At 43.8% G+C, this 26,005-nt stretch carries 20 protein-coding genes; 10 read left to right on the plus strand and 10 right to left on the minus strand.

Annotated elements, in window-relative coordinates:
- Positions 1 to 160: 160 nt before the first annotated feature.
- The 4 genes from O9316_RS04760 to O9316_RS04775 form a co-directional block, all read right to left on the minus strand.
- Entirely contained in the window at positions 161 to 2,377 is a 2,217-nt protein-coding gene (locus O9316_RS04760) for a RelA/SpoT family protein (RefSeq protein ID WP_298347041.1), read from the minus strand.
- A gap of 68 nt (positions 2,378 to 2,445) precedes the next feature.
- Complete coding sequence (locus O9316_RS04765; RefSeq protein WP_298204349.1) at positions 2,446 to 3,993, minus strand: serine hydrolase; 1,548 nt, start codon at positions 3,991 to 3,993, stop codon at positions 2,446 to 2,448.
- Positions 3,994 to 4,004: 11 nt separating this feature from the next.
- The gene (locus O9316_RS04770; RefSeq protein ID WP_298204350.1) at positions 4,005 to 4,796 is read right to left on the minus strand and encodes an RNA methyltransferase; all 792 of its coding nucleotides are present in this window, start codon (positions 4,794 to 4,796) and stop codon (positions 4,005 to 4,007) included.
- A 45-nt stretch (positions 4,797 to 4,841) separates the two neighbouring features.
- On the minus strand, positions 4,842 to 6,653 hold the full coding sequence (locus O9316_RS04775; RefSeq protein WP_298204351.1) for a gliding motility-associated C-terminal domain-containing protein: 1,812 nt from the start codon (positions 6,651 to 6,653) through the stop codon (positions 4,842 to 4,844).
- A 109-nt stretch (positions 6,654 to 6,762) separates the two neighbouring features.
- On the opposite strand from O9316_RS04775, the gene O9316_RS04780 reads away from it, so the two are divergent.
- Genes O9316_RS04780 through O9316_RS04790 form a run of 3 tightly spaced genes read left to right on the plus strand, consistent with a single transcriptional unit; the run spans position 6,763 to position 10,078 of the window.
- Positions 6,763 to 7,734, plus strand: a complete 972-nt coding sequence (locus O9316_RS04780; RefSeq protein WP_298204352.1) for a GNAT family N-acetyltransferase — start codon at positions 6,763 to 6,765, stop codon at positions 7,732 to 7,734.
- A complete protein-coding gene (locus tag O9316_RS04785) occupies positions 7,731 to 8,816 on the plus strand; it encodes a DegT/DnrJ/EryC1/StrS aminotransferase family protein (protein ID WP_298204353.1) in 1,086 nt (361 codons plus the stop codon). The genes O9316_RS04780 and O9316_RS04785 overlap by 4 nt, the downstream gene beginning before the upstream one ends.
- Entirely contained in the window at positions 8,813 to 10,078 is a 1,266-nt protein-coding gene (locus tag O9316_RS04790) for an O-antigen translocase (protein WP_298204354.1), read from the plus strand. Before O9316_RS04785 ends, O9316_RS04790 begins: the two co-directional genes overlap by 4 nt.
- Here O9316_RS04790 and O9316_RS04795 read toward each other — a convergent pair.
- From O9316_RS04795 to O9316_RS04810, 4 genes are read right to left on the minus strand one after another with little or no spacing between them, the layout of a single operon-like run.
- Complete coding sequence (locus O9316_RS04795) at positions 10,052 to 10,609, minus strand: HAD family hydrolase (RefSeq protein ID WP_298204355.1); 558 nt, start codon at positions 10,607 to 10,609, stop codon at positions 10,052 to 10,054. The genes O9316_RS04790 and O9316_RS04795 overlap by 27 nt on opposite strands.
- Before the next feature lie 7 nt (positions 10,610 to 10,616).
- On the minus strand, positions 10,617 to 11,477 hold the full coding sequence (locus tag O9316_RS04800) for a UbiA prenyltransferase family protein (RefSeq protein WP_298204356.1): 861 nt from the start codon (positions 11,475 to 11,477) through the stop codon (positions 10,617 to 10,619).
- Positions 11,434 to 13,083, minus strand: coding sequence for a hypothetical protein (locus O9316_RS04805; RefSeq protein WP_298204357.1), 1,650 nt, complete (start codon positions 13,081 to 13,083; stop codon positions 11,434 to 11,436). The genes O9316_RS04800 and O9316_RS04805 overlap by 44 nt, the downstream gene beginning before the upstream one ends.
- Positions 13,065 to 14,213, minus strand: a complete 1,149-nt coding sequence (locus O9316_RS04810; RefSeq protein ID WP_298204358.1) for a glycosyltransferase — start codon at positions 14,211 to 14,213, stop codon at positions 13,065 to 13,067. The genes O9316_RS04805 and O9316_RS04810 overlap by 19 nt, the downstream gene beginning before the upstream one ends.
- A 35-nt stretch (positions 14,214 to 14,248) precedes the next feature.
- Here O9316_RS04810 and O9316_RS04815 point away from each other — a divergent pair, with 35 nt between their 5' ends.
- The 3 genes from O9316_RS04815 to O9316_RS04825 are packed head-to-tail and all read left to right on the plus strand — an operon-like array spanning position 14,249 to position 16,817.
- On the plus strand, positions 14,249 to 15,337 hold the full coding sequence (locus O9316_RS04815) for a glycosyltransferase (RefSeq protein WP_298204359.1): 1,089 nt from the start codon (positions 14,249 to 14,251) through the stop codon (positions 15,335 to 15,337).
- Positions 15,334 to 15,726 carry an FdtA/QdtA family cupin domain-containing protein gene (locus tag O9316_RS04820; RefSeq protein WP_298204360.1) on the plus strand — a complete coding sequence of 131 codons (393 nt, stop codon included), beginning with the start codon at positions 15,334 to 15,336 and terminating at the stop codon, positions 15,724 to 15,726. The genes O9316_RS04815 and O9316_RS04820 overlap by 4 nt, the downstream gene beginning before the upstream one ends.
- Entirely contained in the window at positions 15,723 to 16,817 is a 1,095-nt protein-coding gene (locus tag O9316_RS04825; RefSeq protein WP_298204361.1) for a glycosyltransferase, read from the plus strand. Before O9316_RS04820 ends, O9316_RS04825 begins: the two co-directional genes overlap by 4 nt.
- On the opposite strand, the gene O9316_RS04830 is transcribed toward O9316_RS04825, so the two are convergent.
- Both O9316_RS04830 and O9316_RS04835 read right to left on the minus strand, forming a co-directional pair.
- On the minus strand, positions 16,792 to 17,613 hold the full coding sequence (locus O9316_RS04830; protein ID WP_298204362.1) for a glycosyltransferase family A protein: 822 nt from the start codon (positions 17,611 to 17,613) through the stop codon (positions 16,792 to 16,794). The genes O9316_RS04825 and O9316_RS04830 overlap by 26 nt on opposite strands.
- 50 nt (positions 17,614 to 17,663) lie before the next feature.
- On the minus strand, positions 17,664 to 18,347 hold the full coding sequence (locus tag O9316_RS04835) for an ATP-binding cassette domain-containing protein (RefSeq protein ID WP_298204363.1): 684 nt from the start codon (positions 18,345 to 18,347) through the stop codon (positions 17,664 to 17,666).
- Positions 18,348 to 18,877: 530 nt separating this feature from the next.
- Between O9316_RS04835 and O9316_RS04840 the strand changes: the two genes are divergently transcribed.
- From O9316_RS04840 to O9316_RS04855, 4 genes are read left to right on the plus strand one after another with little or no spacing between them, the layout of a single operon-like run.
- Positions 18,878 to 21,892 (plus strand): tetratricopeptide repeat protein, encoded by a 3,015-nt coding sequence (locus tag O9316_RS04840; protein ID WP_298204364.1) that lies wholly within the window; start codon positions 18,878 to 18,880, stop codon positions 21,890 to 21,892.
- 8 nt (positions 21,893 to 21,900) lie between these two features.
- Positions 21,901 to 23,670, plus strand: coding sequence for a TonB-dependent receptor (locus O9316_RS04845; protein ID WP_298204365.1), 1,770 nt, complete (start codon positions 21,901 to 21,903; stop codon positions 23,668 to 23,670).
- Positions 23,671 to 23,726: 56 nt separating this feature from the next.
- Entirely contained in the window at positions 23,727 to 24,170 is a 444-nt protein-coding gene (locus O9316_RS04850) for a hypothetical protein (protein WP_298204366.1), read from the plus strand.
- Between the two features lie 21 nt (positions 24,171 to 24,191).
- Positions 24,192 to 25,928, plus strand: a complete 1,737-nt coding sequence (locus tag O9316_RS04855) for a hypothetical protein (protein WP_298204367.1) — start codon at positions 24,192 to 24,194, stop codon at positions 25,926 to 25,928.
- Positions 25,929 to 26,005 lie beyond the last annotated feature (77 nt).

Raw genomic sequence — 26,005 nt, forward strand, 5'->3', positions numbered from 1 at the left:
GTGGTTTGACGTTGATTGTAGTGTTTGAAATTCATGTCTAATCATCTGTAAATCAGATATAAATATACAAATTGCAACTCTTTTATGCAAGAAAAAACGTAAAAAAAAACCGTCTCAAGTTGTGAGACGGCTTCTTTTTCTATACAGTAAATTGTTTTTATTAACTGTATACGCGCGCTACTTTTTCAATCCCATCGATCTTTTTGATGTTTTCAATCATACGCTTTAAAATCTGATTGTTTTGCACAATCACGGTCACTTGCCCATTGAAAATTCCCGCTTCGCCACTCAAGGAAATGCTTTGAATGTTTACGTGCATTTGGTTGGAAATTACTTTGGTTAATTCATTGGTTAAGCCCAACGTGTCCATTCCCGTAATGTTGAGCATTACTTTAAATTCTTGTTTGGTCGAATCAATCCAACGGGCTTGCATAATGCGGTAGGCGTAATTCGACTGTAAGCTGATAGCGTTAGGACAGTCTTTTTTATGGACTTTAATCCCTTCGTTGATGGTCACAAATCCGAAAACTTCATCTCCTGGAATAGGATTGCAACAGGAGGCCAGTTTATAATCCAAGCGGTCTTGTTCTTTACCAAAAACCAACAGGTCATAGTTGCTCGTCAACTCGGGTCGGTTGATTTCTTCAGGATTGTTACTATGGCTGCGTTTGATTTTATTTTTAAAGAAATTAATCAACGTATTGCTTTTTTGAGCAGCATAGTCTTTCAGTTGCTGGTTTTCTATGGCGCCAATGCCCACGCGATAAAACAGGTCCAAACTGGTTTTCAGTTTAAAATAATTCACCAACTCATTCACCACCGATTCATTTAAGGTAATCTTCAAATGTTTCAGTTTTCGTGTGAGCAATTCCTTGCCTTCTTCCGCAATTTTTTTGGTGTTTTCATTGAGAACGCTGCGAATTTTATTCTTCGCCCGAGAGGTCGTTACATAATCCAACCAGTTGATCGTGGGCTTTTGGTGTGGGGAAGTGATGACTTCCACCTGGTCGCCACTTTTCAACTCATGGTTTAAGGGAACCAAACGGCCGTTGACCCGAGTACCGCGGGTTTTGATCCCAATTTCGGAGTGGATACTAAAAGCAAAGTCTAAAGAGGTGGCGCCTTTGGGTAACGATTTAATTTCGCCTTTGGGGGTGTAAACAAAAATCTCCTTGGCATACAAGTTCATTTTGAAATCCTCCACAAAGTCAACCGCATTGGTTTCGGAGTTTTCCAAAGCTTCTTTCAACAAGTTCAGCCATTTCTCTAAGCCCGATTCTTCGGTGGCTCCTTGTTTGTATTTGTAATGGGCAGCATACCCTTTTTCGGCAATTTCATCCATGCGTTCGCTGCGCACCTGTATTTCAACCCAGCGGCCTTTCGGCCCCATCACGGTGATGTGTAAGGCTTCGTATCCCGTCGACTTGGGGGAGGAAATCCAATCGCGGAGGCGGCTCGGACTTGGGCGATAGTGGTCGGTTACCACAGAGTAAATCTTCCAGGCGAGGAATTTTTCATCATGGGGATTGGACTTGTAGATAATCCGCAGGGCAAATTTGTCGTACACTTCATCAAAAGTGACCCGTTGCACCAGCATTTTGCGTCGGATGGAGTAAATTGATTTTGGACGGCCTTTCAACGTATACTCAATGCCTTCTTCGTCCAACGATTTGCGCAACACATCAGAAACCATTTTAATATAGGCATCTTGCTCCTCTTTGGTTTCTTTGATTTTACTCACAATGTCGCTGTAAATGGCGGGTTCGGTATATTTTAACCCTAAGTCCTCCAACTGTGTTTTGATGTTGTATAACCCCAAACGGTGGGCGAGTGGCGCATAAATGTACAGAGTTTCCGAAGCGATTTTTTCCTGCTTGTACTGCGGCATGGAATCCATGGTTTGCATATTGTGCAAGCGGTCGGCGATTTTAATAAGAATTACCCGAACATCATCGTTTAACGTAAGCAGCATTTTTCGGAAATTCTCGGCCTGCATCGAGATGTTCATGTCCTTTTTTACCTGCGAAATCTTCGTTAATCCTGCGACCAATTGCGCAATTTTTGGATTGAACAAGCGCTCAATGTCCTCCACCGAAATGGGCGTGTCTTCTACCACATCGTGCAACAAGGCCGCGGCAATTCCGGTTGCGCCCAAACCAATTTCCGAGGCGACTATTTTGGCCACTCCGATGGGATGAAAAATATAGGCTTCTCCCGACTTACGGCGTTGGTCTTTGTGGGCATCGACCGCTACATCAAAGGCTTTGCGAATCAGTTTTTTATCGTCCTCAGTAAGGGTTTGGTAACTGATACGCAACAGCTCCTTGTACTCGCGTGCTAGGGCTTTTTTTTCTTCTTCTAAATCTATCTCGTGCATGGGAAATCGCTTAGTTGGCTAAATATACAACATTTTCAGGCAATTTTGCAACACTCATGAGCCTTTTTCTAATCGACTTTTGTAAACTCCAAATCCTGAAAATCGTAACTAAAATCGGTCAACGGCGAAATTGGAGCCATGGTAAAACCGATAAGCTTTCCGCTGGAATCCCGTTTGAAGTACACATGAGCGTCGGCCATCATGCTGCGGTTGAACCATTTGACCGCAAAGTGATCGTCTTTTACCCAATGTAGCGTTCCTGTAAGGCGAGGCGAACGGTGGGAGGTAAATAATATTTTGTTTTTGCCTTCGCTGATGGTGACCGCTCCAAACCAAGGGTCATGGTATTCGCCCAGCATATATTTTTTCGGGCGATAGCCTTTTGCCTGTTCGTTTTCGGTTACTTGTTGCCAAATCGCAGCTGTAATTTGATCGGCTTGGGCTTCTTTACTTGCACGATCCGATTGAAGGGTAGTCACATGATCGGGGTATTGCAATCCCAAATAGGCATCTTTAATGGTATTGGAAATCGCTGTAAATGCGGCGCCGCTTTGTTGGTTGGTGAACACGATGATGCCCAATTGGATTTCGGGAAAAAGCACCGTTTGCGTGACCATACCGTCTAAACCTCCTGTGTGTGAGACTTGCAAATGCCCGTTAATATCGGTCAATTGCCACCCCAGTCCATAGGCTTTAAAATGACATCGGTAAGGGGATACTCCGGTAGTAGGCATTACCGTTTGCGGTTTCCACATTTCCCGGTGTGTAGTTTCCGAAAAAAGGGTTTGCGTTGCCAAAGGACCGTATTTTCCTTGCTGCAATTGGGCGATAACCCATCGACTCCAATCTTCAACCGAAGTATACACGCCTGCAGCAGCATCAAAAATGGAATTGGTATAGCGTGGAATTACTTGCAAGCCTTTTTCCATAGGGATGTGCGGTACACTGCAATTGGTGGTGTCTTTTACCCGTTCCCAAGAAGTGGCACTGCGCGTCATGCCCAAAGGCGCCATCAAATGTTGCTCCACATAGGCATTCCACGACATTCCGCTCACTTTGGCAACCACTTCTCCAGCGATAATGTAAAGCAGGTTGTCGTAATCGTATTTAGCACGAAATCCCGAAACCGGTTTTAAATACTGAATGTTTTGCACGATATCATTTCGCGTGAAATTATGTCCGTCGGGCCAAATCATCAAATCACCAGCGCCCAATCCTAAACCACTGCGGTGCGTTAGTAAGTCCCGTATGGTAAATTCGGCGGTCACATAATCATTATACATTTTAAAATTAGGGAGGTACTGTACCACTTTATCGTCCCATTGTAATTTCTTTTGGTCGACCAACTGCCCCAAGGCCGCTGTTGTCATCGCTTTGGTATTGGAGGCTACCGCAAATAAGGTTTGGGCATTGACTTTTTCCTGGGTTTTGGCATTTCGCATTCCATACCCTTTGGCGAGCACCAGTTTTCCATCTTTTACAATACCTACGGCGATACCGGGGACATTAAAGGCGTTGCGGGTGCGTTCGACCACAGCATCGACTTGTGCTTCTGTAATTTGGGCTTGTACACTTCCTATACAAAGGAAAAGCATCGAAAAAAGGAATTGTTTCATGGGTAAAAATTTTAAGAAAAGCCGCGTTGACGTTTGGCTTCAAAGAGTAAAATTGCGGCGGCCACCGATACATTCATCGAATCGATGGTCCCCGACATGGGTATGATAATGTTTTGTGTTGCGGCGTCACGCCACGCCGCTGTGAGTCCGGTAGCCTCTGTTCCAACGACCAAAGCGGTTGGTCCCGTAAAATCATTTTCATGATAAGCGTTGGCGTTTTGCAACGTGGCACTGAATATGGCAATGTTTTTTTGTTGTAAAAAGGAAATAACTTCAGCCGTTGTTCCCATGGCAATTGAATTGGTAAACAAGCATCCCACACTTGAACGCACAATATTGGGATTGTACAAATCGGTTTTGGGATTGGCAATCACGACCGCATCGGCACCCACCGCATCAGCCGTTCGTAACAAAGCGCCTAAATTGCCTGGTTTTTCAATGGCTTCTGCCACAAGTAGCAGTGGATTTTGAGGAAGGACCAACGACTCGAGTTCGTGATTTTGCATTTTGGCCACAGCAATAATTCCTTCCGTAGTATCGCGATAGGCCAGTTTTTGATAGACTTCCCGACTGATTTCAATCCAGGCTACCGTATGGGGAACTTGGGACTGAAGGGAAGTTATTTCAATCATTTCGGGGACAAATAAAATCGTTTCAAAAGTATATCCTCCTTGCAAAGCCAAGCTGATTTCCCGCTGCCCCTCAATGAGAAAGGTGCCCGATTGTTTGCGCGCTTTGGCTTTTTCTTGCAGCAGCACTAAGGATTTTATATACGGATTTTGAGGTGATTGAATTTGTTTCAAAACAACGGATTTTAAACGGCTAAAATACAAGAAAAGTAGGAATCCTTAAAAGGTGAAATACAACCAACCCACGTAAGGCTCCGGAAAACCGGGGTCGTTTAATCTCAGGATGTAATAGTAGGTTCCTTTGGGAGAAATGTAGTTACTTACCGTATGGGGTTGGTTGGCAAATCCGTCCCAAGGCGATTGCGTATGATTTCCTTTCCAAACCAAACGTCCCCATCGGTTGTAGATTTCCAACTCAAATTGGAGGAAAACGCCATAAAGTCCGTCAATAGTAAAGAAATCATTGGCGCCATCGTTGTTGGCAGATACGTAATTGTAAATGGTTGGGGGACAGTTTTTCGTTTGCAATTCAAATTGACCAATTTGATAACAGTTGGCATTTTCAATCCGAAAATAAATCGTTTGGGGAGTTTGTATAGCGGTGTAATCTTCAGGATTGGCGATCGGATTGGTTCCGGCATCGGCGTTGGCAAAGCTTTCATAAAATCCAACAAACGTAGCTTCACTCGCATCAAAAGCGGTATCGGCGTAGTTTTGAAAGTCAAAAATCCCTCGCGTGAATCCTAAGTTGCAACTCACCAAAGGCGGGAGATCAGTGAGTTCAGGTTTAAAAATCAAGGTGTCTGAAAAGCTTGCGCCGTTGTTGGTTTCGTTCAATTCCAAAACGACCCCTTGTCCATTGCCGGTATCATCTACCTGACCCACTACCGTAAAGGCAGCTGTAATCGAGTTGGGTAGGGTGAACGTAATTTGTCCCGATTCACTCCCATTGATAGGGAGTATCGTTTGGGTAGCGGTTTGTCCGAGTAAAATGCCCTCCACATAAAAGGCGATTGGCGTATTGGCCGGTAACGGGTCGGTGGCGTTGGGATTGGAGACCGTATATTGCACGGTGATTATTTTGGAATCACAGGTTTTTTCAATGGCATCAATCGCCAAAGCGGCGTCGGGGAGTTGACTGTTGAAGGTGGTTAATATAACATTCATCAGCACCATATCTTGACCTGAGGTGAGTTGTATCAAGGCTGAAGTATCGCCCAGTTGGATGTTGTTTTGTATGGAATAAATGTCCAAATCCATATTGTATAATTGGCTGCTCCCCGTAACGCTATTGGTTCCATTAAAGGCATTGTTAGCGGGATTCAACGGGGGATTGCTTAAAACCGTTCCGTTGATGCGTAAACTTTCATTAATGGCCAATCCGCGATCCCCTTCCCAGGCAACAAAACCAATTTTAGCCCCAACATTATCGACCACATTCAAATTGGTTAGCGTGATGTCTATGGAGGTCGGGATATTTTGTAACCCATCGTAAAGGTTCAATTGGTTGATGGGTAGGGAAGGATCAGTGTAAATGATAACCAAGGTCCAGCCCGCAAAATTGGTTCGGTTCGTGCAGTAGCCCGCGTTAGCATTCAACACGCTGCTAATATCCAATTCCGATAAGGTGTAGGTTCCATTGCCTATGCTTGACACGATTGAAGTTACCTCGGCAAAAGCACTAAAATAGGTGAGACCGCTATTGATTAGGGTATTGTTGAACAGCCGTTGCGCGGAAATTGGTTGTCCATTGAGTTGTACCGTGGCATCGCCTGCCCCCGATCCGGCCCAGTACAAATAGGCTTTGTGCAATTGTTGGGTTGAGGTTAAATTCATTACCGCACTGGAAGAGGGTGCAATTAACTCGGCACATCCTTCACTGGTATTGTTTTCGCCCAAATTGAGTGTATTCCCCACAAAAGTAAAGTCATATTGGCCGTTAAATTGTTGGTATAAGCTCACATTTTGTGCTTTGATTTCCTTAGGAAAAAGACAGGTGAAGGCGAAGAGTATAAATAACCGCACGGACATTGAAATTTGTTTAATGCTCCGAAAATTAGTGATTTATTTTGATTTATCCGTATTTTTGAAAAGGGTTTGTAGCCCATTTATCATTTTAATTCACAGATAGCAAGTCGATTTGTATCAGGTTAGCACATATACCTCCGCCGATTTTGAAGCCTGGAATGCTTTTGTAGCCCAGTCCCGTAACGGTACTTTTCTATTTCATCGGCATTTTATGGAGTATCATGCCGATCGATTTCACGATGCCTCTTTATGTGTTGAAAAAAATGGCCAACTCTGTGCTGTTTTGCCAGCGCATCGTGTGGATGAGGCCCTTTATTCGCATTATGGGTTAACGTATGGTGGATTGGTACTTGCGAAAGGACTGCATTTTTCGGAAGTATTGGCTATTTTCAAAGCATTGTTGGCGTATGCGGAAGCCCAAGGATTTGCGACCCTTTTTCTCAAAGAGATTCCTCCCTTTTATTGCTGCGAATTCAATGGCGATATTGCCTATTTGATGCAGTTGTGTAGCGCAAAAATCCATCGTGCCGATTTGTTGGCTACGGTCAATTTACGGCAACCCCTCACCATTAGTAAAACCCGTAGGGAGAGTATACGAAGAGGGCAAAAAAAGGGACTCACCATCGTGGAAGAGTCCAATTTTGAGGCCTTTTGGAACACGCTTTTGATACCCAACCTTCGCGATCGACATCAAACACAACCCGTACATTCACTCGCTGAAATAACTTACTTACATCAAAAATTTCCGCAACACATTCGCCATTTCAACGTATATGAGGGGACACAACTGGTGGCTGGAACCACGGTGTTTGATACCGGTAGGGTGGCCCATCCGCAATATGTTGCCGCCGACCAACGCCGTTCTGAGACCGGGGCTTTGGACTTCCTCTACCACCATTTGATGACCGAAGTGTATGCGCAACGGGACGTTTTTGATTTTGGGATTTCTAATGAAAATCAAGGCAAACAAGTCAATAGCGGCTTACAGTTTTGGAAAGAATCCTATGGTGCGCAGCCCGTTGTACAACACTATTACCAAGTGCCCACCGCACAACACACCCAATTAAGTCAGGTATTACTATGATTCCGTTTCTAGACCTACAAAAAATAAACGCGCGCTATGCTGAGGCTTACCATCAAAAACTGGATGAAATACTCCATAAAGGATGGTTTATCCTAGGCGATGCTGTCCAGCAATTTGAGACCGAATTCGCGGCTTTTTGCCAGGCTCGTTACGCTTTTGGGGTTGGCAATGGATTGGATGCGATTACATTGCTTCTTCGGGCCTATACTCAATTGGGGCGCTTGCAGGAAGGCGATCACATTATCGTGCCTGCCAATACCTATATTGCCACCATTTTGGGTATTCAACAAGCGGGCTTGGTTCCGGTGTTGGTCGAACCCGATCCGGTGACGTTAACCCTTTGTCCGATACAGGCAAAAAAGGCTATTACCCCACAAGTAAAGGGAATTATGGTCGTGCATTTATACGGTCAACGGGCCGATATGCCGAGTTTGGCGGCTCTCGCAGCAGAGTATGATTTGGCACTCTTTGAAGACGCGGCGCAAGCACACGGGATATCGTTTTATGGGAATTATTGTAAAACCTTTAGTTTTTATCCCGGTAAAAATTTGGGCGCTCTCGGCGATGCTGGGGCTGTGGTAACCGATGATCCCGATGTTGCCGCGTTGGTTTGTCTTCTCCGTAACTATGGCTCTCCCGAAAAATACGTACACACGCTTGCGGGAACCAATTCTCGATTGGACGAACTCCAAGCGGCATTTTTACGGGTGCGCTTACCTCATTTGCTCGACGAAAATGAGCACCGTCGCCAATTGGCAGCGCGGTATGCCAAAGGAATTGTACATCCCTTAATACAATTGCCGCAGGTTGTAGATCCCGCGTTGCATGCTTTTCATTTGTATGTGATTCGTACACCAAAGCGCGAAGCATTGCAAGCGTATTTGTCGGCCAACGGCATTCAAACCATGATTCATTATCCTATTGCGCCTCACCAACAAGCGGCGTTAAAAAATTGTGCAACTCCTGCACTACCATTGACCGAACAGTTGCATCGCGAAGTATTGAGCTTGCCCATAAGTCCTGTACTTACTTTTGAGGAACAGCAAATGATTATTGACTGTATAAATGCATTTCCGGGGTGAACTGGCGTCATTACATAAAAGAGCAGGAACTCTGGCGGATTACCTCGCTCAATAGTCTGTCGGTATTGGTGCGTATGGGGACAGGGTTGATTTCGGCCAAGGTAGTTGCCTTGTGGATTGGCCCCATCGGAATGGCATGGGTGGGTAACCTCCGCAATTTTATCACTGCAGTAGAAAATATCGCTACGCTTGGCATGACCAATGGCATTGTCAAATACATTACTGAATACCGCAATGACCCCAATACCCAAGCCGCATTTATTCATACGGTGTTGACCGTACTAACGGCAGTTGCGCTTCTCACCTCCTTGGGGATTGGGAGTTTGGCCGTATTGTGGAATCCCATGCTCCTTGAAGGATATACCACCGATACCGCTTTATGGTGGTGGATTGCCGTTGCCTTACCTTGGTATTTAGTTTCCATTGTTTTGGTCGCTATCCTCAACGGAATGGAGGCTTTTCGTCAGGTGGTTCAAATTCAAACCTGGGGCGCTATTTTAGGATTGGGTGCCACGGTTGGGTTGGTGTATGCTTATGCCACTTGGGGCGCCTTGCTCGCTGTTGTTGTCGCTCCTGCGGTATCGTTTGGGTTATCTTTTTGGGCGCTGCGGAACACGATGTATCAGTATCGGCCTAGGGTACAATGGTCATTTATTGGGAATTTAAGCCATTATTCGCTCATGGCATTAGCGTCCGCTGTTGTTGGACCCTGGGTGATGATTCTTATTCGAAAAAAATTGATTGCTTTTCATGGTTTGGAGCAGGCAGGCTATTGGGAAGCTTTGAATCGGTTGTCGGGATTTTACTTTGTTTTTGTCACTACCCTCATCGGATTATATTTCCTCCCCAAGTTGGTTCAATCCGAAAGTCGTGCTGCCGATAGGGAGGTTTTTCGAGCCTATTATGGAAAAATTATCCCGCTGTTTGGAGTCGGATTGTTTTTGGTTTATCTGTTGCGTAATTCACTGATTACATTTTTGTACACGGAAGAATTTCAGCCGATCACTTCGGTGTTGGTCTGGCAATTGCTTGGGGATTTTTGCAAAGCCTTAGCGATATTGTTGGGGTATCGTTTTTTTGCCAAGCGGCAAACGTTCCAATTTTTAATCACCGAATTAGGATCGTTGGCCTTACTCTACTTTCTATGCTCTTTGTGGATTCCAATTTATGGATTGTTGGGCTTATTGTATGCCTATGCCCTAAATTACGCGGTTTATTTTATACTCCTAGTACTGTTATACCGTTTTCGCCAGTCGCAATAATTCCCGGTCTCCACGACCGTTACCATAAACTTCAATGGTAGTGTATTGGTTTAAATCGTAGGCTAAATTAACCCGTCGCACTTTCTCAGGTCCTGTACAATTGGCTCCCTCAAGTTCGCCTGTTAATTTTCCATCATCATATTTCAAACCCGTTGCTAAAAGTTGAAAGTGCTCGCGTTTTGCCCATGCTTCTATCCATGCTGCTGCCGAGGCGGTGACAATGACAATGGTACTGTCGTGTTGGGTTTTTAGATAGTGGTAAAGCGTAGGGTTGAGGTGATGGTCAATTTCATGGAGCGCAAATGATTTTCCCATAGCTTGAAAAGTCGCTGCAGGCCATCCTCCGAAGAAATAACGCAACCAAAGCGCTTTGGTTGCAGCCCCTTCGCGCAGTCGGAGTCGATACGTGATGAGGATAGGCATTAATCGAACGATACCCCAAAACCATCGACGGGTTCCCACCGCATACCGGGTAAATTCCAATAAGCTATCCCGACGGTACAAGGTACGGTCAAAATCTACTAATATCAATTTTTTGCTAGCCATATAAGAGTCCTCCCAAAAAGATAATCCACCCCAAAATTGCACCTTGAATAATGCGGTCGTCAAGCAATATACTATTGGGCGATTTTAGGGTATGTTGCCACAACGCCAATTGCAGGTACCGCAAGAGTCCAATCGCTACAAAAACCGCCGATACAAATACCCATTCAGAGCCATAGCGCCGCATCACTTCGGGCGTTAAGCAATACCAAATATACCCTAAAAGCAATGCGATGCTTAGAAATAGTAGCCCAATATCTACCGTTTTTCGGGTGTAGTGGTGAATGTTCTTGCGGGTCACGACACCTTGCTCATATAGCAATACCTCGGTACGTCGTTTGGCTAGTGCCAAAAACAAGGCAAGAAAAAAAGTTTCTCCCAAAATCCACAGCGATAAGTTTGCCGCACTGGCATAGCTTCCGGCCACCAAACGGAGCACAAAACCAATAGCAATGATAGTGATATCGAGGTAAGGCCATTTTTTGAGTTGTACGGTATAGGCTACGTTGAGTAGGGCATAAGCTAAAAGTACCCCAGCTACACCTAGGTCAATACAAACGCCTACACCGAGTGCCATTGTACTTAGCAACCCTGCCAAACGCCATGCCGATGGTACGGGGATACGACCTGCTGCCAAAGGGCGATTTTTTTTTTCGGGATGAAGTCGGTCTTCGGCGATATCGTGGTAATCGTTGAAAATGTATACGGCACTCGCCATAGCACAAAAGGCCATAATGGCTCCCAGTGTGGGTAGAATCCCTTTTCCGAGTTCATGACCAGAAAAAAAAAGGGGTGCTCCTACAAAGCAATTTTTAAGGTAATGTTCGGGGCGAAGAAGTTTGAGGTAAGGGTGCATCTATGGGAGTTCCGTTGTAAATCAAAAAATGTTTTGTTTCGCGTTGTAAACGAAAGTGACGAACGATATAGTCGGTTACCACACTAAAATCTTCTCGGTTTTGGGGCATGAAATGTTCGTTACCCTGTACAAAAGACTTTTCAACGAAAATAACGTTTTCTTTCGAACTGGCAATTTCCAAGAGGGTTTTGGGATCGCGATGGATTTCCCAATTCAACAACCAATCGGCAGGGAGCGGATTGTGTAGGCCCATGGCGTAGTAAAACAAGGCCATATTCGGAGCAACAATGGGTGTTTTGTTACGAAATTGACGACGTAGTTTTTTGAGTTCCAGCCACTTTTCGTAATGCACTTTACTCGTTTTTATACCGGCGAGTTTTGGACTAACCGTACCCAAGTCGTAATGCAGTTCATTGAGTGGTCGTTCGGCATAGGGTTGGTATTGGTAAACCGTGCCACACAGGATACCAATGATTAAAAGGCCTTGCGCGAGGGATGTGTAAGACGGAAAATACCTTTGTAAAAGCCAGAGTAGAAGCACCAACATCCCGGTTCCCATCAGTATAGGGTAGGGATACCCCAAACTTATAGCAGCACACCAAGCGACTGCCAAGACAAGTCCCAACACGCTCGCTTTATGTCGACTGGCTTTCGTCCCCAACATCGCCATCATGCCCAGCAGGACTCCAAGCCAAAGGAGTCGCGAACCCTCTTGAAAAGAGAAAACAACCGCCCATAACACCCCATAGATTCCAAAGCATAGTGCTAGTATTTGCCCCCTTTTTTCCCAACCACAACGCGTTTTCAACACCCATATACCCCAAGCCAATACGATGCAAAGTAGGGGGATCCATAAGATTTCAAGTTGTTGATAAGCAATGAAATAATTGATTGCCCCACTGTAAATTAAATCGGTCAATGCGGTTTCTCCCGTGGTATGCGAAATAAAATTTTCCCAAGAGGTGAAGGATAAAAGGGCTGCAAAAAACAATCCCAACCCCAACAGTTGACTCAGGAAAAGGTAGCCCACAGTACGCATGGGATAACGGAGTGCCGTTGCGAGTAAAAAAGCAACAGGGACGGCATAGAAGGATTGTTTGGTCAAGGCAGCGGCGATACTAAAGAGACCAATCCAGAGGATGTAAAAATTGATTTTATAGGTTTTAAAACACAGGGTCCATAAATAAAATGCAATCGCGCTATACAACAAGCCATCAGTGGTAGGCCAAGGATACATGGGAAAAAACTGTACCGAAAACACAACCCCCATCCACCCGATAAGGTTGCGATTGGGTATTTTCCATCCCAAACCACGCTCTATGCCCGCAAGCCAAAGCTGTGTTTGCCAACCGAAGAGCAACCAATTGATAAGTTTTAACACATAATACTGTCCCCAAACGGGTAGTATTTTAATCCCTATCGACCATAGAAAGAGTGTTGCCGGTGGGCCTTTGTAAAAAAAGTCTTGATAGGGGAGCGCTCCATTGGCTATGCGCCAGCTGTATCCGACGATATACCCGCTATCCCACAAGTCCAATCCCTGGGTGGCCATGTAAGCCGCGCCGGCCATGAGGATGAGGTAAAAACTTAGATTACGGACTCCCATCGTTGGCAATAGGTTTGGGCAATGTGTATGTGGTCATGGTGCTGGCGGATAAACGCTTGGGCACGTTCACTAATTTCACTAATTTTTTTGGGATGTTGAATAAAATCTTCCATTTGTTTTACCAAATAGTCCACATCAGGCAAAGCATTGATGGCTACCTCGTTGGCTTGCACCCCGTAATGCGATAGAAACTCTTGTTCGGCTCCTGTGAATACCACCTTTCCTTGGGCCATAGCTTCTAGGGCATTATACCCTTGGTCAAAGGCATACACTTGGTCCAATACGATGTGGGCCCGCTGAAAATGCGTATGATAGGTTGCATAGGGCACATCTCGGGTAATGATAATTTCGGTTTGATCAGGCCAACGGGATTGAATTTTTTGCAAGGCTTGTTCAAAAAAACGGATTCCTTTTACGTGGTAGTTTCCCGAATTAATACCCAAAAAAAGCACCACTTTATTACCAAGAACTAGCGGATTGTAGGGGTTTCTATGGGTATTGATGGGATTGGGAATCAACCCAAGGTATTTTGGATGCTTGACAAGGGGCGCCACATAATCGAGATCGGAGGCAATTATGCCGCGGCAATGCGTCATCAGTAACCGATGAATTTTTTGATGTGAAGGCGTTTGGTATTCCCACATGAAAGCATATTCTTGCGCAGTGGCGGTTGGATTTTCAAAATACGGCGTCAGGATGGAGTAACGTTCTTTTTGGGCCAAGAGATGCGGCAGGTTGATTGCATCGACACCACAACTCAGCAGAAAACAGTGTTTGTTTTGACGAATGATTTTTTGCAATAAATAGTGTTCCAAACTTGGGAGCGTTTGGATGGGTTTTTCGTTGATGCATTGCACTACATCAAACCCTTGAAGTTGGTGAATCAGTCCCCAACAGCGTAACCCATGTTCGAGTAAAGCCAAATCAAACCGAAAGAGGCGGTGCCATGCCTTGCGGATCAAGGTTCCCAAGGGTGAAGTAAAAAAGTGCGCCCGAATGGAATAATCGGCAGGGTAATTTTTAAAACCATCACCGTTGTTGACCAATACAACCTGATGACCCAAGGTTTCCAATCCTTCTTTCAAGGTATTGTGCAGCCGGCTGAATTCCCCCAACAGTAATATCCTCACTTTCGTTATATTTGCTTGGGCTAAAATAGAAAATTTTGGGTGTACCATCAAATAACATAACCGTTTGTTTAGTTTCCGATCAATTGGCTGGGGGAGGTGCTGAGCGATTTTCCGCACAATTGTCAACATTCTTGGTTGAAAAAGGGATTCATGTTCACCATGTATTGGTTTTAGATGCAATTGAGTATCCCTACCAAGGTGAAGTGTTTAATTTGGGTCGCTTGAAAAAAAAAACACCCTTTTTTTTGCATCGTTTCCGACGTTTTGTAGCCTTCCGCAATTTTTTCAAGACCCATAATTTTACTGTTATTATTGACACTCGTGTAAAGAAAAAATACCTTCAAGAGTTGCTCATTCATCGTTGGATATACCAAAGTCCTTATATATTAATGGTGCACAGTGCGCGAACAGAGTGGTATGTTCCTATGGGAAGTTGGGGCGCCCGTTGGATATATAAAAAGGCTGCTGCGGTTGTTGCCGTATCTCAGGGGATTCAGCAACTATTGGAATTACAATATGATTTAAAAAAAGTTACCCATATCCCCGTAACCTATCCTACATTTACAACTTGTTCCTCTTTGGATTTACCCCCTTTCATTTTGGCTGTGGGGAGAATGAATGATCCTATCAAGCAGTATGATCGATTGCTTGCGATGTATGCTCGATCGGAATTACCACAAAAAGGAATTCATTTGATTGTATTGGGTGAGGGAAATCTTCTTCCTGAATACCAAAAGCAAGCAGCCCAGTTGGATTGTTCCGCGTTGATTCATTTTCCGGGCCGCGTGACGAATACTAATGATTATTATTCTAAGGCCCTATTTTCAGTACTTACGAGTAAAAATGAAGGCTTCCCAACGGTATTGTTGGAGTCGTTGGTCATTGGAACGCCTGTCATAGCTTACGATTGCCCTACTGGGCCTAATGAAATTATTCAGCACGAATACAATGGTTTGTTAGTTCCCGATCAAGATGAGATGTCCTTTATTCGAGCACTAAATCGAATGATTTGTGATAAAGACTTATATTTACGCTGTAAAGACCAAGCAAAGTCCTCAGTTGCAAAATATTCAATGGAGCAAATAGGGGCGCAGTGGTTAAATTTGATAAGCCAAAAACTATGATTATTGATTGGATAGATATACCAAAAGTTAAGAATCCCAAAGGGAATATTGCGATTTTGGAAGGGGATACACTTCCTTTTGAAGTTAGACGCGTCTATTATTTGTATGATGTTCCTTCAGGAGCGCGAAGAGGAGGGCATGCGCACAAGACCTTGCAACAAGTTCTTATTGCAGTTTCGGGAAGTTTTGATGTGGTGTTGAAAAATGGAAAAACGACCCAACGTATAACGCTTAATCGTCCCGACAAAGGCTTAATAATTTCCCACAATACATGGCGTGAATTAGAAAATTTTTCATCAGGTGCTGTTTGTTTAGTTCTGGCTTCTGAGCCTTACGATGAAACAGAATATATTCGTTCCTATAAAGAGTTTTTGAAGTTTATCTCATGAAACTTTTGTATGTTCTTCCAAGAATGTCTGGTGAAGGGGGAGTGCAACGAGTTATCGCATTCAAGCTCAATTACCTAGTTACTCATTTTAATTTTGACATTCATCTTCTTTGTCATGACCAAACGCCTGCTTTTTATCCCTTGGACTCACGTATACAAATGCATTACTTGACTTTAGAGGGTAATCGCTGGTCTTATTTTCAAAAATATCGCCGAGGAATTAAAAATACCGTTGCTACAGTTAGACCTGAAGTTGTTGTAGTTTGTGATGGTTTTAAAGGGTACTTTCTTCCCTATTTTAAGTTGGATGTTCCTTTGATTTTTGAAGTACACGGTTCGTATTACAATCGCATTTATCCATCAAGAGGTTGGGGATGGAAAAATATAAAGTACTTCTTCGAATTGCTTATAAAACGACGATTGGCAGCTCGTTTTAATTGTCTGGTTGTATTATCAAAGGAAGCAAAAGAAGAATGGAAGTTGCCGTCAACCGTGGTAATTCCTAACCCTAATTGGATTATTCCATTACCCAGAAATCCGCAAAAAGTAGCCTTAATGGTCGCACGACATAGTTATGAAAAAGGGATTGATCGTATGTTACCCATCTGGGCTCAATTCATTCAAAATCACCCCGATTGGATATTGCGAATTTTTGGGTCGGGTTCCAAAATCAATTCTCATTCATTAGCCCATCAATTAGGAATTTTGGATTCGGTACATTTTGAAGATCCTACCTCGTCCATCACTGAAGTTTATGCACAATCGGGTATGTTTTTGATGACATCGCGTTTTGAGGGTCTTCCCATGGCGTTAATGGAAGCAATGGCTTGTGGGGTTCCGAGTGTGGCCTATGATTGCCCTGTAGGACCGCGAGCATTACTACTTACCAAAGAACATGGGTATTTGATTCCCGATGGAAATTCGGAAGCCTTTTTGTCGGCAATGAACGAGATAGCTCTAGATTTTCCAACGGCTCCACATGCCAAAACAGCCATAGCATCAGTAGCGCGTTTTCAGCCAGAAATAGTTATGAAACAGTGGGTTGTGTTATTAGAATCAATACGGTCTAACGCCAATGACAATAAAGTTTGAACACATCTAACACCCATAGTTTTGGTCTCGGCCCTTCTAAATTTTTTTGTAATGCAGGGGCGACTTTTCTAAGAATTACCCCTAAAAACGGTTGAATCCCCCATTTTTTTAGACGTTGACTCCAATAAACAACTTTCAAATCATTACTTTCTAATTTTCCTAAGGAGCGTAATTTTTCGGCGTGTCGCATGGCTTCGGCAGTTTTGGCTAAAAAAACAGTTGCATCTTCTAATCCATCGTGATAAGCTGGATTTTCAATGTGATGAATAGGAATCCCATTTTTTCGTAACGTTTTTATAAAAAGTAAATCTTCATACCCATAAGCGGTTAGTGCAGCATCAAAAGGATATGCATCAAATATTTTTTTCGCAATTAGTAGATTGGAGGTGAAACAAGTTGTATATGGATTTTTTATTCGTTGATTTAGAGCGTATGCTTCTCTTGAACGGCCGAATAGCCATCGTAATTGATAGTTGTTTTCTGGTGATGTTTCTCGGTAAGCAATTCCGCCAAATACCACAGGATAGTGCGTGCTCATGGCGATATATTGCGCTATGAAATTTTTGCTTTTTGGCCACATATCACCATCCAAAAATAGAAGAATTGTCCCTTTTGCCTTTTGTGCTAATGCATTTCGGTTGCCACTTCGCCCCAAAGTTTTTAAATTTTTATGGTAATGACAATTTGGCAAGTTGTTAATGTTTGACGCTACAGTAGTATTTGCAACTAATGAGTCGTCAGAGACAAGAATTTCATAAGGAATTCCCGAAGCGATACATTGTTTTTGCAGCTCCATTACCAAAGGATAGGGATCGAGTTGATAAATAGGAAGGAGTATGGACAGCATTACACCGTTTTTTGAACCACTTCAAAAAGGGCTCCGTCTTCACATTTTAAGGTTTTCGAGGGATATTTTAACAACAAGGCATAATCGTGGGTAGCCATAATAATGGTTTTGCCGTTGCCGTTAATTTTTTTCAACAATTCCAAGACTTCAGCGCTTGTTTGTGGGTCAAGATTTCCGGTGGGTTCGTCGGCCAAAATGACTTCTGGATCATTCAATAACGCCCGCGCTATAGCCACCCGTTGTTGTTCCCCTCCCGACAGTTGATGCGGCATTTTGGCAGCAAATCCTTTCATTCCCACATGGGTCAGCACTTCATCGATTTTATCCTGCATAGCCACTTTATCGGTCCACCCCGTTGCTTTCAGCACAAACAACATGTTTTCTTGAATGCTGCGGTCGGGGAGTAGTTTAAAATCTTGGAATACCACACCCAATTTTCGGCGGAGAAAAGGAATGTCTTTTTCTTTCAAGGCAGCCAAATCATAGTCCACCACATGGCCTTGCCCTTGGGTTAACGGTAGGTCACCATACAACGTTTTCATCAAACTACTCTTTCCTGTACCACTTTTTCCGATGATGTATAAAAAATCACCCGGATTCACTTCCAAATTTACTTGCGAGAGTATTACTCGATTTTCTTGATAAATAGTGGCTTGTTGTAACGAAACGACAGCGTTTGACATAAGTATGGTTGTTAAGTGGGGTAAAAGTAGTAAGATAACGGAGGTTTTCAAAATAAATTTTGCACGTCCACCAACCTCACCCCGTGAAATCGGCTAACTTCGCTTATGCACTCTCCATAACCTCCCATTGTCCAGTAATGTCCGCTTTTGTCCGGCAATGTCCGCTATTGACCGCGTTGTAATGTCCTGTGATTTTTTGAACATTTTTTTTCGACTTTGTTCGGGACTTGTTCGGGACTTCTTCGGTACACCTTCGGGAAAAGGGGTACTTTGCCGAACAAATGCCGAACAAGTCCCGAACAAGTCCCGAACAAGACCCTATTTTTGATTTCTTTTTTTTGCCGCTTTTGGAAAACGGTATTCACCCAAAGGAAAACCTTTTTTGGGGGTGTTTTTTGTCCCCTAGAAGAATGCTTCTTTTCCTGTTGGAATAGCAACGTTGTTAAGAAAAATGTTTATAATAAAACCACGGTATCTCCCGTTGTACATGGGAGTACTTTATTTTTGAGACATCGCTAAATTGGATACCCATGCGCAAATTAGAATTGTTTTTACTGTTTAACGGCTTGGCAATCACCCCGGTAGTGACGGCTCAACAGTCGGCTGTATATACCCACAACCGCTCCGAAATGGACCGGGCTGTGGCTTTGTATAATGATCAACAATACCAAGCGGCCCAGTGGTTGTTTGAAACGGTTCGTCGGAGTCAAAAGAATCCCGATATTCAAGCCGATTGTGCCTATTACATCGCTTCCTGTGCTTTGCAACTCAACCAACCTGATGCGCCACAATTGGTTGAGGCGTTTGCGGCCAATTATCCGTCGAGTACCAAGTTGAATCAAACGTATATCGATATGGCGCATTATTATTTTGCACAAAATGATTTTGGTCGGGCATTGACTTATTTTGATAAAGTTGACGAAAGTGGTTTAACACCCGAGCAGCATGATAAATTCAACTTTCAAAAAGGGTATGCCTATTTTGCGGACAAAAAAATTAAAGAAGCATCCAATTATTTCAACCGGGTGGCCAATACCAAAACCTATGGTCCCCAAGCCCGGTATTATTTAGGTGTCATTGCCTACGAGGGGGATAATTTTAAAGATGCCTCCAAGTATTTTGAACAAGTATCGGGGGATGAAAAGTACAAGGAGAAACTATCCTATTTTCAAGCGGATATGAGTTTCCGTCAAGGCGCTTTTGAAAAAGCAATCACCGAAGGAAAAACCGCAATGGCGAAGTCGTCACCGGCTGAAAAATCGGAGTTGAATAAAATTATTGGCGAAAGTTATTTTAACCTAAAAAATTATGCTGAGGCGCTCCCGTATTTGAAGGAATACAAAGGAAAAAAAGGCAAATGGAGCAATACGGATTATTACCAATTGGGGTATACCTATTACCAGCAAAAAGACTACGAAAACGCCATCCTACAATTCAATAAAATCATTGACGGTAAAGATGCGGTGGCGCAAAACGCCTATTATCACTTGGGCGAGAGTTACATGCGCACCGAGCGAAAACCTCAAGCATTGACGGCTTTTAAAAGCGCTTCGGAAATGGATTTCGAACCTAAAATTCAAGAAGATGCAAGTTTGAACTACGCCAAATTGAGTTACGATATCGGGAACTCGTTTCAAAGTGTACCGGATATTCTCTCAGGTTTTTTGAAAAAATATCCCAATTCGCCCAACAAAGCCGAAGTTGAGGGGTTGCTTATCAGCTCGTACATCACTTCCAAAAATTACAAAGAGGCGTTGTATTTGCTGGAACAAAATAAAGCGCCTGAATTGCGTGCAGCCTATCAAAAAGTAGCGTTTTACCGCGGCTTGGAGTTGTATACCGATGGGGATTACAAGGAGGCACACGTTTTATTCAAAGCCTCTCTACGCGATCCACGGGATGCCAAATTTACGGCCCGTGCTACTTTTTGGAAAGGGGAAATCGACTATTTGTTCAACAACTTTCAGGAGGCCTTGTTGAGTTTCAAACAGTTTGAAGGCATGGCCGAGGCTAAAAATACGCCAGAATACAAAAATATCAACTATGCCATTGCCTATTGTTATTTTAAGCAAAAAGAGTACGATCAAGCGGGCAATTACTTCCAAAAGCAAATTGACGCGGTCAAAGACGACCGTACGCGTTTAAATGATGCCTATTTGCGCTTGGGGGACAGCCGATTTGTAACGTCAAAGTATTGGCCCGCGATGGATGCCTACAACAAAGCCATTGATATGAAAGGGGTCGATGCCGATTATGCGGCTTACCAAAAAGCAATCAGTTATGGATTTGTATCCAAAAATGACCGTAAGATTGAAGACTTCAACCGTTTTTTACAGAGCTTCAAGTCGTCACCCTACCGCGATGACGCCTTATTTGAGTTGGCAAATACCTATGTTACCGAAGGAAAAGCAGATCTAGCGATTAAAACCTATGACGCCTTGTTGAAAGAATTTCCAAGCGGAACCTACGCGGCCAAAGCGGTGTTACGTCAGGGATTGGTATACTACAACGGCAATCAAGATGAGGCCGCTTTAGGTAAATTCAAAAAAGTCGCTGCCGATTATCCGGGTACTCCCGAAGCCCTAGAAGCCGTGGCCACTGCGCGCTTGATTTATGTCGATAACGGAAAAGTTGACGAGTATGCTACCTGGGTGCGTACCCTCAATTTTGTGGAAGTGACCGACAAAGAGTTGGATGACGATACCTACACGGCTGCCGAAAAGCAATATTTGCAAAATAATACCAAGTTGGCCATTTCGTCTTTGAACGGGTATTTGGCTAAATTTCCACAGGGTGCGCATGCGTTGAAAGCCAATTTTTATTTGGCACAAACCTATTATGCGGATGGGTTAAGTGAAAATGCAGTACCCCGCTATGAGCAGGTAATCGCACGTCCGAAAAACGAATTTACCGAACAGTCGTTGGTTCGTTTGAGTGAGATTCATTTGAAAAAGGACAACTATGCTTCGGCAAAGCCTGTTTTGGAGCGATTGGAAGCCGAAGCGGATTTTCCACAGAACAAAACCTTTGCGCAAGCCAACTTGATGCGGGCCTATTATGAAACCGAAAATTATGCCCAAGCGGTCGTATATGCCGATAAAGTGTTAGCCAACCCCAAAACGGATAATAAAATAAAAAGCGATGCTCAAATTATCGTAGCACGCTCGGCGATTAAGTCGGATGACGAACCCAAAGCGCGGGTGGCCTATGCCAATTTATTGAAAATAGCCAAAGGGGAATTGGCTGCTGAAGCCTTGTATTATGAGGCGTATTTCAAACATAAGGACGGTAAATTTGCCGAATCGAATAAGGGAATTCAAAAATTAGCCAAAGAATACTCAGGGTACAAATATTTTGGTGCCAAAGGGTTGGTCGTGATGGCCAAAAATTATTACGGTTTGAACGATAGTTTCCAAGCTACCGCCATTTTGGAAGGGGTAACGCAAAACTTTACCGAATACGCCGACGTAGTGCAAGAAGCCCAGACCGAGCTTACCCGTATCAAAGCTGAAGAAGCTAAAACCAATTCGTCCCTTGAAAAATAACTGATGCCATGATGAACAAACGTTTGCAATATATCGTACTAAGTAGTGTTTTCCTCAGTAGCTTTGGGGGATACGCTCAAAAACAAGATGAAAATATCGGAACCGAGGTGGTCAATGTAGTAAAGCCTTATACACCTACCATTTCGGATGCTTTCAAGGTGAAAGAAACGCCCAATCTGGACGATGAGGAAACCACCAAGCGGGAAACCATTCGATATACCATTTTTTCCTATCCGGTGGCCTCAACCTTCACGCCTGCCAAAGGAAAAGCGGCGGCCGTAGAACAAGATACTAAAGCGCGTTTATTCGCTAACTATGCTACCTTGGCGGCCGGAAATTACGGCAATGTTAATGGAGAATTGTTTTTGAACCACAATTTTGAAGACGGCAATTATTTTGGATTGATGTTGCGCCATTTATCGTCGCAAGGAGGCATTAAAAATGTAGCGTTGGACGACAAATTTTCCAATACCGGTTTAGACCTTACCTACGGCGGAAAGTCCAGTACGATGTCTTGGGCAGCCGAGGGCGGATACCAGCGCCAAGCTTATCGCTGGTATGGGATTAACAGTTATTTTACCGAAGGACTCACTTCAGAACAAGCGGATCTTTTTTATGGGGGTATCGAACCCAAACAAGTGTACCAAACGCTGTATGCAGGTGGACGCGTGGGATTCAATCAAGGAGCCTTCAAAGAAGCCATGGTGCGCTATACCCGTTTCTCCGATCGCTTTGATTCGGCCGAGAATCGCGTTGTGCTCAAACCTTCTTTTGCGTTTCCCGTAGCGGGCGAGAATATTGCGTTGGATGTAGTGTTTGACTACCTAAGTGGCAGTTTTGCTCGCAATTATGTTTTCGATACTGCCATTAATTACGGCTTTGCCAATATCGGGGTACAACCTTCATTTCAATTGACCGACGGTGATTTTTCAGCGCAATTGGGAGCGGCCTTCTTTTATAGTGCTGCTACCGAAGGAGGGGAGAGTCGCTTTTTTGTCTATCCCAAAATCAATGTAAGTTATAAAGTTGTGGGTGATATTATGGTGGCGTATGCGGGCGCTGAAGGGAATTTGAAACAAAACGCGTATCGCGATTTTGTGCAAGAAAACTTCTTTGTTTCACCCACCTTAGCCATCACCCCAACCGATCAGAAATACGATATTTTTGTGGGATTAAAAGGAAAACTGGCCAATACCATCGGGTATAATGTGCGTGCTTCCTACCTTACGGAAGACAATCGGGCGTTGTTTATCTCCAATCCCTATGACAGTTTTTCCACCAATCCCAACGGATATATCTGGGCCAACTCTTTTGATGTAGTGTATGATAAATTAAATACATTACAATTGTTTGGGGAACTTAAAGCAGATATCTCAAAGAATGTGCAGTGGAGCGGACAAGCCACCGTGAGTAGTTTCAGTACCGATACACAAGCGGAGGCATGGAACTTACCTGCCCTTGAAATGCGCTCGGCTATCGATGTGGTGTTTACCCCCAAATGGTATGCAGGGGCCTCTGTCTTTTTTGTTGGAGCGCGTAAAGATCAGTTCCGCTATACCGATGATACGGCCGTGGTTCAACCTACCTTTATTACCCGTGACATAACGTTGAAGAGTTTTATCGATCTCAACGCCCACGTGGGCTACAAACATAGTGAACGCATTACGTTCTTTTTGCGCGGACACAATTTAACCAACCAAAATTACCAACGCTGGTTCAATTATCCGGTACAAGGCCTACAACTTTTGTTGGGCGCTCATTTTAAGTTTGATTTCTAATTTTTTCTATCGTAACTTTCCCAACCTGTAAGTCCATCTTGCAGGTTTTTTTATGCATGAAATCCGAAATTAAAGCATATTACCAGCAATTACTGCAAGACCGAATCGATGTCTTTCAAGATATGATTGTCCAACTCACCGATGGGGCGCAAAACGATGCCAAAGGATCGGCAGGGGACAAACACGAAACCGCCTTATCCATGATGCATTTGGAGCAGGAAAAGTTGGCGGCCAAATTGCAAGAAGTGTTGCATCAAAAAGCGATCATTGATCGTATTGATCCTACGGTACGTCCCCCTCGTGTTGCTTTGGGGAGTTTAGTAGAAGTGAGTGGTTTATGGCTGTTTATCGCTGCAGCGCTTCCCAAGATTACCCTCAACGATCAAACTATTTTAGCCGTTTCACCCCAAGCCCCTTTGGGAAGTGCACTAATGGGGCAAACGGTGGGTTATTCGACACAAATAAACGGCAAAGAATATACGATTACAGCGATTTGGTAGTTATATAAAAAATGTAACGCCATGAAATACTGTATCACCCTCCTTGCCTTGTGCATCGCCCCAATGGTTTGTTCTCAGTCGTATGGAGAATTTAAAGTACACCCCAACGGTCTCATTTATTCCCCAGCAGCCGTTGGAAAATTGAAACATATTGTTGATTCCTTGAATTTGAAGTTCAAAGTATGTGATTTCAGTAAGCGATTTCAAAGTTTGCCCCAAGCCCAAGGGTACTATGTGACTTTAGAAGGCACGCGATGCAAAGAAGCTTTGGCCGATATGAAAGCAGGCATGGCTCCTGAAACGTTTAGGCAAAAATACCCCACAGAAACCTATGCCAAGTTGCCTCTTTACGAAAAACGCTATACGGATTACGACAAAAAACCCATGATTACTTGGCAAATGTTGGACATAGAGCACAATGATCAACATGGTTTGGAACTGCCAATGGCCGATTATCAAACCCAATTTAAAGAACCTCTAGTTCAACAATGGGTGTACTCTTATGAGGTTTGGGATTATGACAAAAGTGAACACCTCACCGCCATCTATTTTACATCCGCACCCACAAGGATTACGTTACCCGACAACTATTCTAGAGCCATACAATATGCCTTGTGTATGATTGATACCACGCAATCGGTGATATTGGCAGATCGAGATCAATTTCAACGTTTTGAACGTAAGCACACCAAAGCTTTTTCAAGTTTTTGGAACTATTTGGAAAAAAAGTATCCTCGGGCCAAATCACGGCCTTTCAACTACGAATTGGAATTTACATTGCATCAATTAAATAATGACGAAACGCCCGATACCACGGCGGCTTATCCATTTGATGTTGCCGAAGAAGTTGACTACACGGGAATTGATACTACGGCTGTCGATACCACTGCTGTCGATACTGCAGTGATGGTGGTTGATTCGGTGGCTTTGCCCATTGAACCCGACAAGCCCTCACGGATGTATCGACGATTACAACGAATGTCCAAAGAAGAGCGGCAAAAATTGATGGCTGAAAATGAGGCGAATTATCGGTACAATTATGTACAGGATAGTATTTGGGAATCCCATTTGGCCGAACGGGTTCAAACACTTTATGCTACTGACAAAAAATTCAAAAGTTTATTGCACAATGCGTATGAAGAGGCCAAAAGCCAAAATAATTCCAATACCGATTTGGAGCGCGTAGTTGCTTGGACCCTTGGCGGACGGGAAGCGTTGGAAATGAAACGCCGCCGTCGCGTTGTTGGCGGCTGTAGTATGGATCAAGGTCCGCGTATCCACGCTCAAGAAATTGCGGTATTGGCTGCAGAGACGACCCATTGGGAAATCTTTTTACGCAGTCATTTAGACATCATGAACGATCGTTTTGATCGGGTGAGTGATGGGAGTTATGCCTATGCGGGTCGGAAAACCTACATCCGTGAATTGGAGGTCTTAGATATCAATCTCACCGATTTGCTGGTGGGCATTACCTTGCGTATTGATGATGCTTCGCCCCATCATTATTTCAGTTCGATCAGTCGTATAGGACGTGCATTGGCCGAGTCTCAAAATCGTGAGCCTATAGAGAAAACAATGTTAGCAGCCGTCACCGCTTCTGATTTGGATATATACAACCGACAATTGTTTTACTACTTATATCTGAATTATGTATACAATTTGCCTGAGTTGGCTCAACGGGAAGCAGCAGGCGCCCAATTGAATGCTGTCTTGGCGTCCTTGCCTTTTGCCGCGAAAGGGTATGTGAAGAAGGAGTGAGGTGTAAAGATTGTGAAACACCATATTAATTGGATTTTTGCCTTCAATTTATGAGGAGAATAAAGTGTTGTATCAGG

Source organism: Flavobacterium sp. (assembly GCF_027533505.1).
GTDB lineage: Bacteria > Bacteroidota > Bacteroidia > Flavobacteriales > Flavobacteriaceae > Flavobacterium.

What these genes read in the sequence shown, in the direction of transcription:
- O9316_RS04855 (WP_298204367.1), top strand. Translation starts at nt 24,192, where the DNA reads ATGAAATACTGTATCACCCTCCTTGCCTTGTGCATCGCCCCAATGGTT.
- O9316_RS04820 (WP_298204360.1), top strand. Translation starts at nt 15,334, where the DNA reads ATGATTATTGATTGGATAGATATACCAAAAGTTAAGAATCCCAAAGGG.
- O9316_RS04800 (WP_298204356.1), bottom strand. Translation starts at nt 11,477, where the DNA reads ATGCACCCTTACCTCAAACTTCTTCGCCCCGAACATTACCTTAAAAAT.
- O9316_RS04760 (WP_298347041.1), bottom strand. Translation starts at nt 2,377, where the DNA reads ATGCACGAGATAGATTTAGAAGAAGAAAAAAAAGCCCTAGCACGCGAG.
- O9316_RS04835 (WP_298204363.1), bottom strand. Translation starts at nt 18,347, where the DNA reads ATGTCAAACGCTGTCGTTTCGTTACAACAAGCCACTATTTATCAAGAA.
- O9316_RS04830 (WP_298204362.1), bottom strand. Translation starts at nt 17,613, where the DNA reads ATGGAGCTGCAAAAACAATGTATCGCTTCGGGAATTCCTTATGAAATT.
- O9316_RS04825 (WP_298204361.1), top strand. Translation starts at nt 15,723, where the DNA reads ATGAAACTTTTGTATGTTCTTCCAAGAATGTCTGGTGAAGGGGGAGTG.
- O9316_RS04840 (WP_298204364.1), top strand. Translation starts at nt 18,878, where the DNA reads ATGCGCAAATTAGAATTGTTTTTACTGTTTAACGGCTTGGCAATCACC.
- O9316_RS04775 (WP_298204351.1), bottom strand. Translation starts at nt 6,653, where the DNA reads ATGTCCGTGCGGTTATTTATACTCTTCGCCTTCACCTGTCTTTTTCCT.
- O9316_RS04850 (WP_298204366.1), top strand. Translation starts at nt 23,727, where the DNA reads ATGAAATCCGAAATTAAAGCATATTACCAGCAATTACTGCAAGACCGA.
- O9316_RS04785 (WP_298204353.1), top strand. Translation starts at nt 7,731, where the DNA reads ATGATTCCGTTTCTAGACCTACAAAAAATAAACGCGCGCTATGCTGAG.
- O9316_RS04765 (WP_298204349.1), bottom strand. Translation starts at nt 3,993, where the DNA reads ATGAAACAATTCCTTTTTTCGATGCTTTTCCTTTGTATAGGAAGTGTA.
- O9316_RS04845 (WP_298204365.1), top strand. Translation starts at nt 21,901, where the DNA reads ATGATGAACAAACGTTTGCAATATATCGTACTAAGTAGTGTTTTCCTC.
- O9316_RS04805 (WP_298204357.1), bottom strand. Translation starts at nt 13,083, where the DNA reads ATGGGAGTCCGTAATCTAAGTTTTTACCTCATCCTCATGGCCGGCGCG.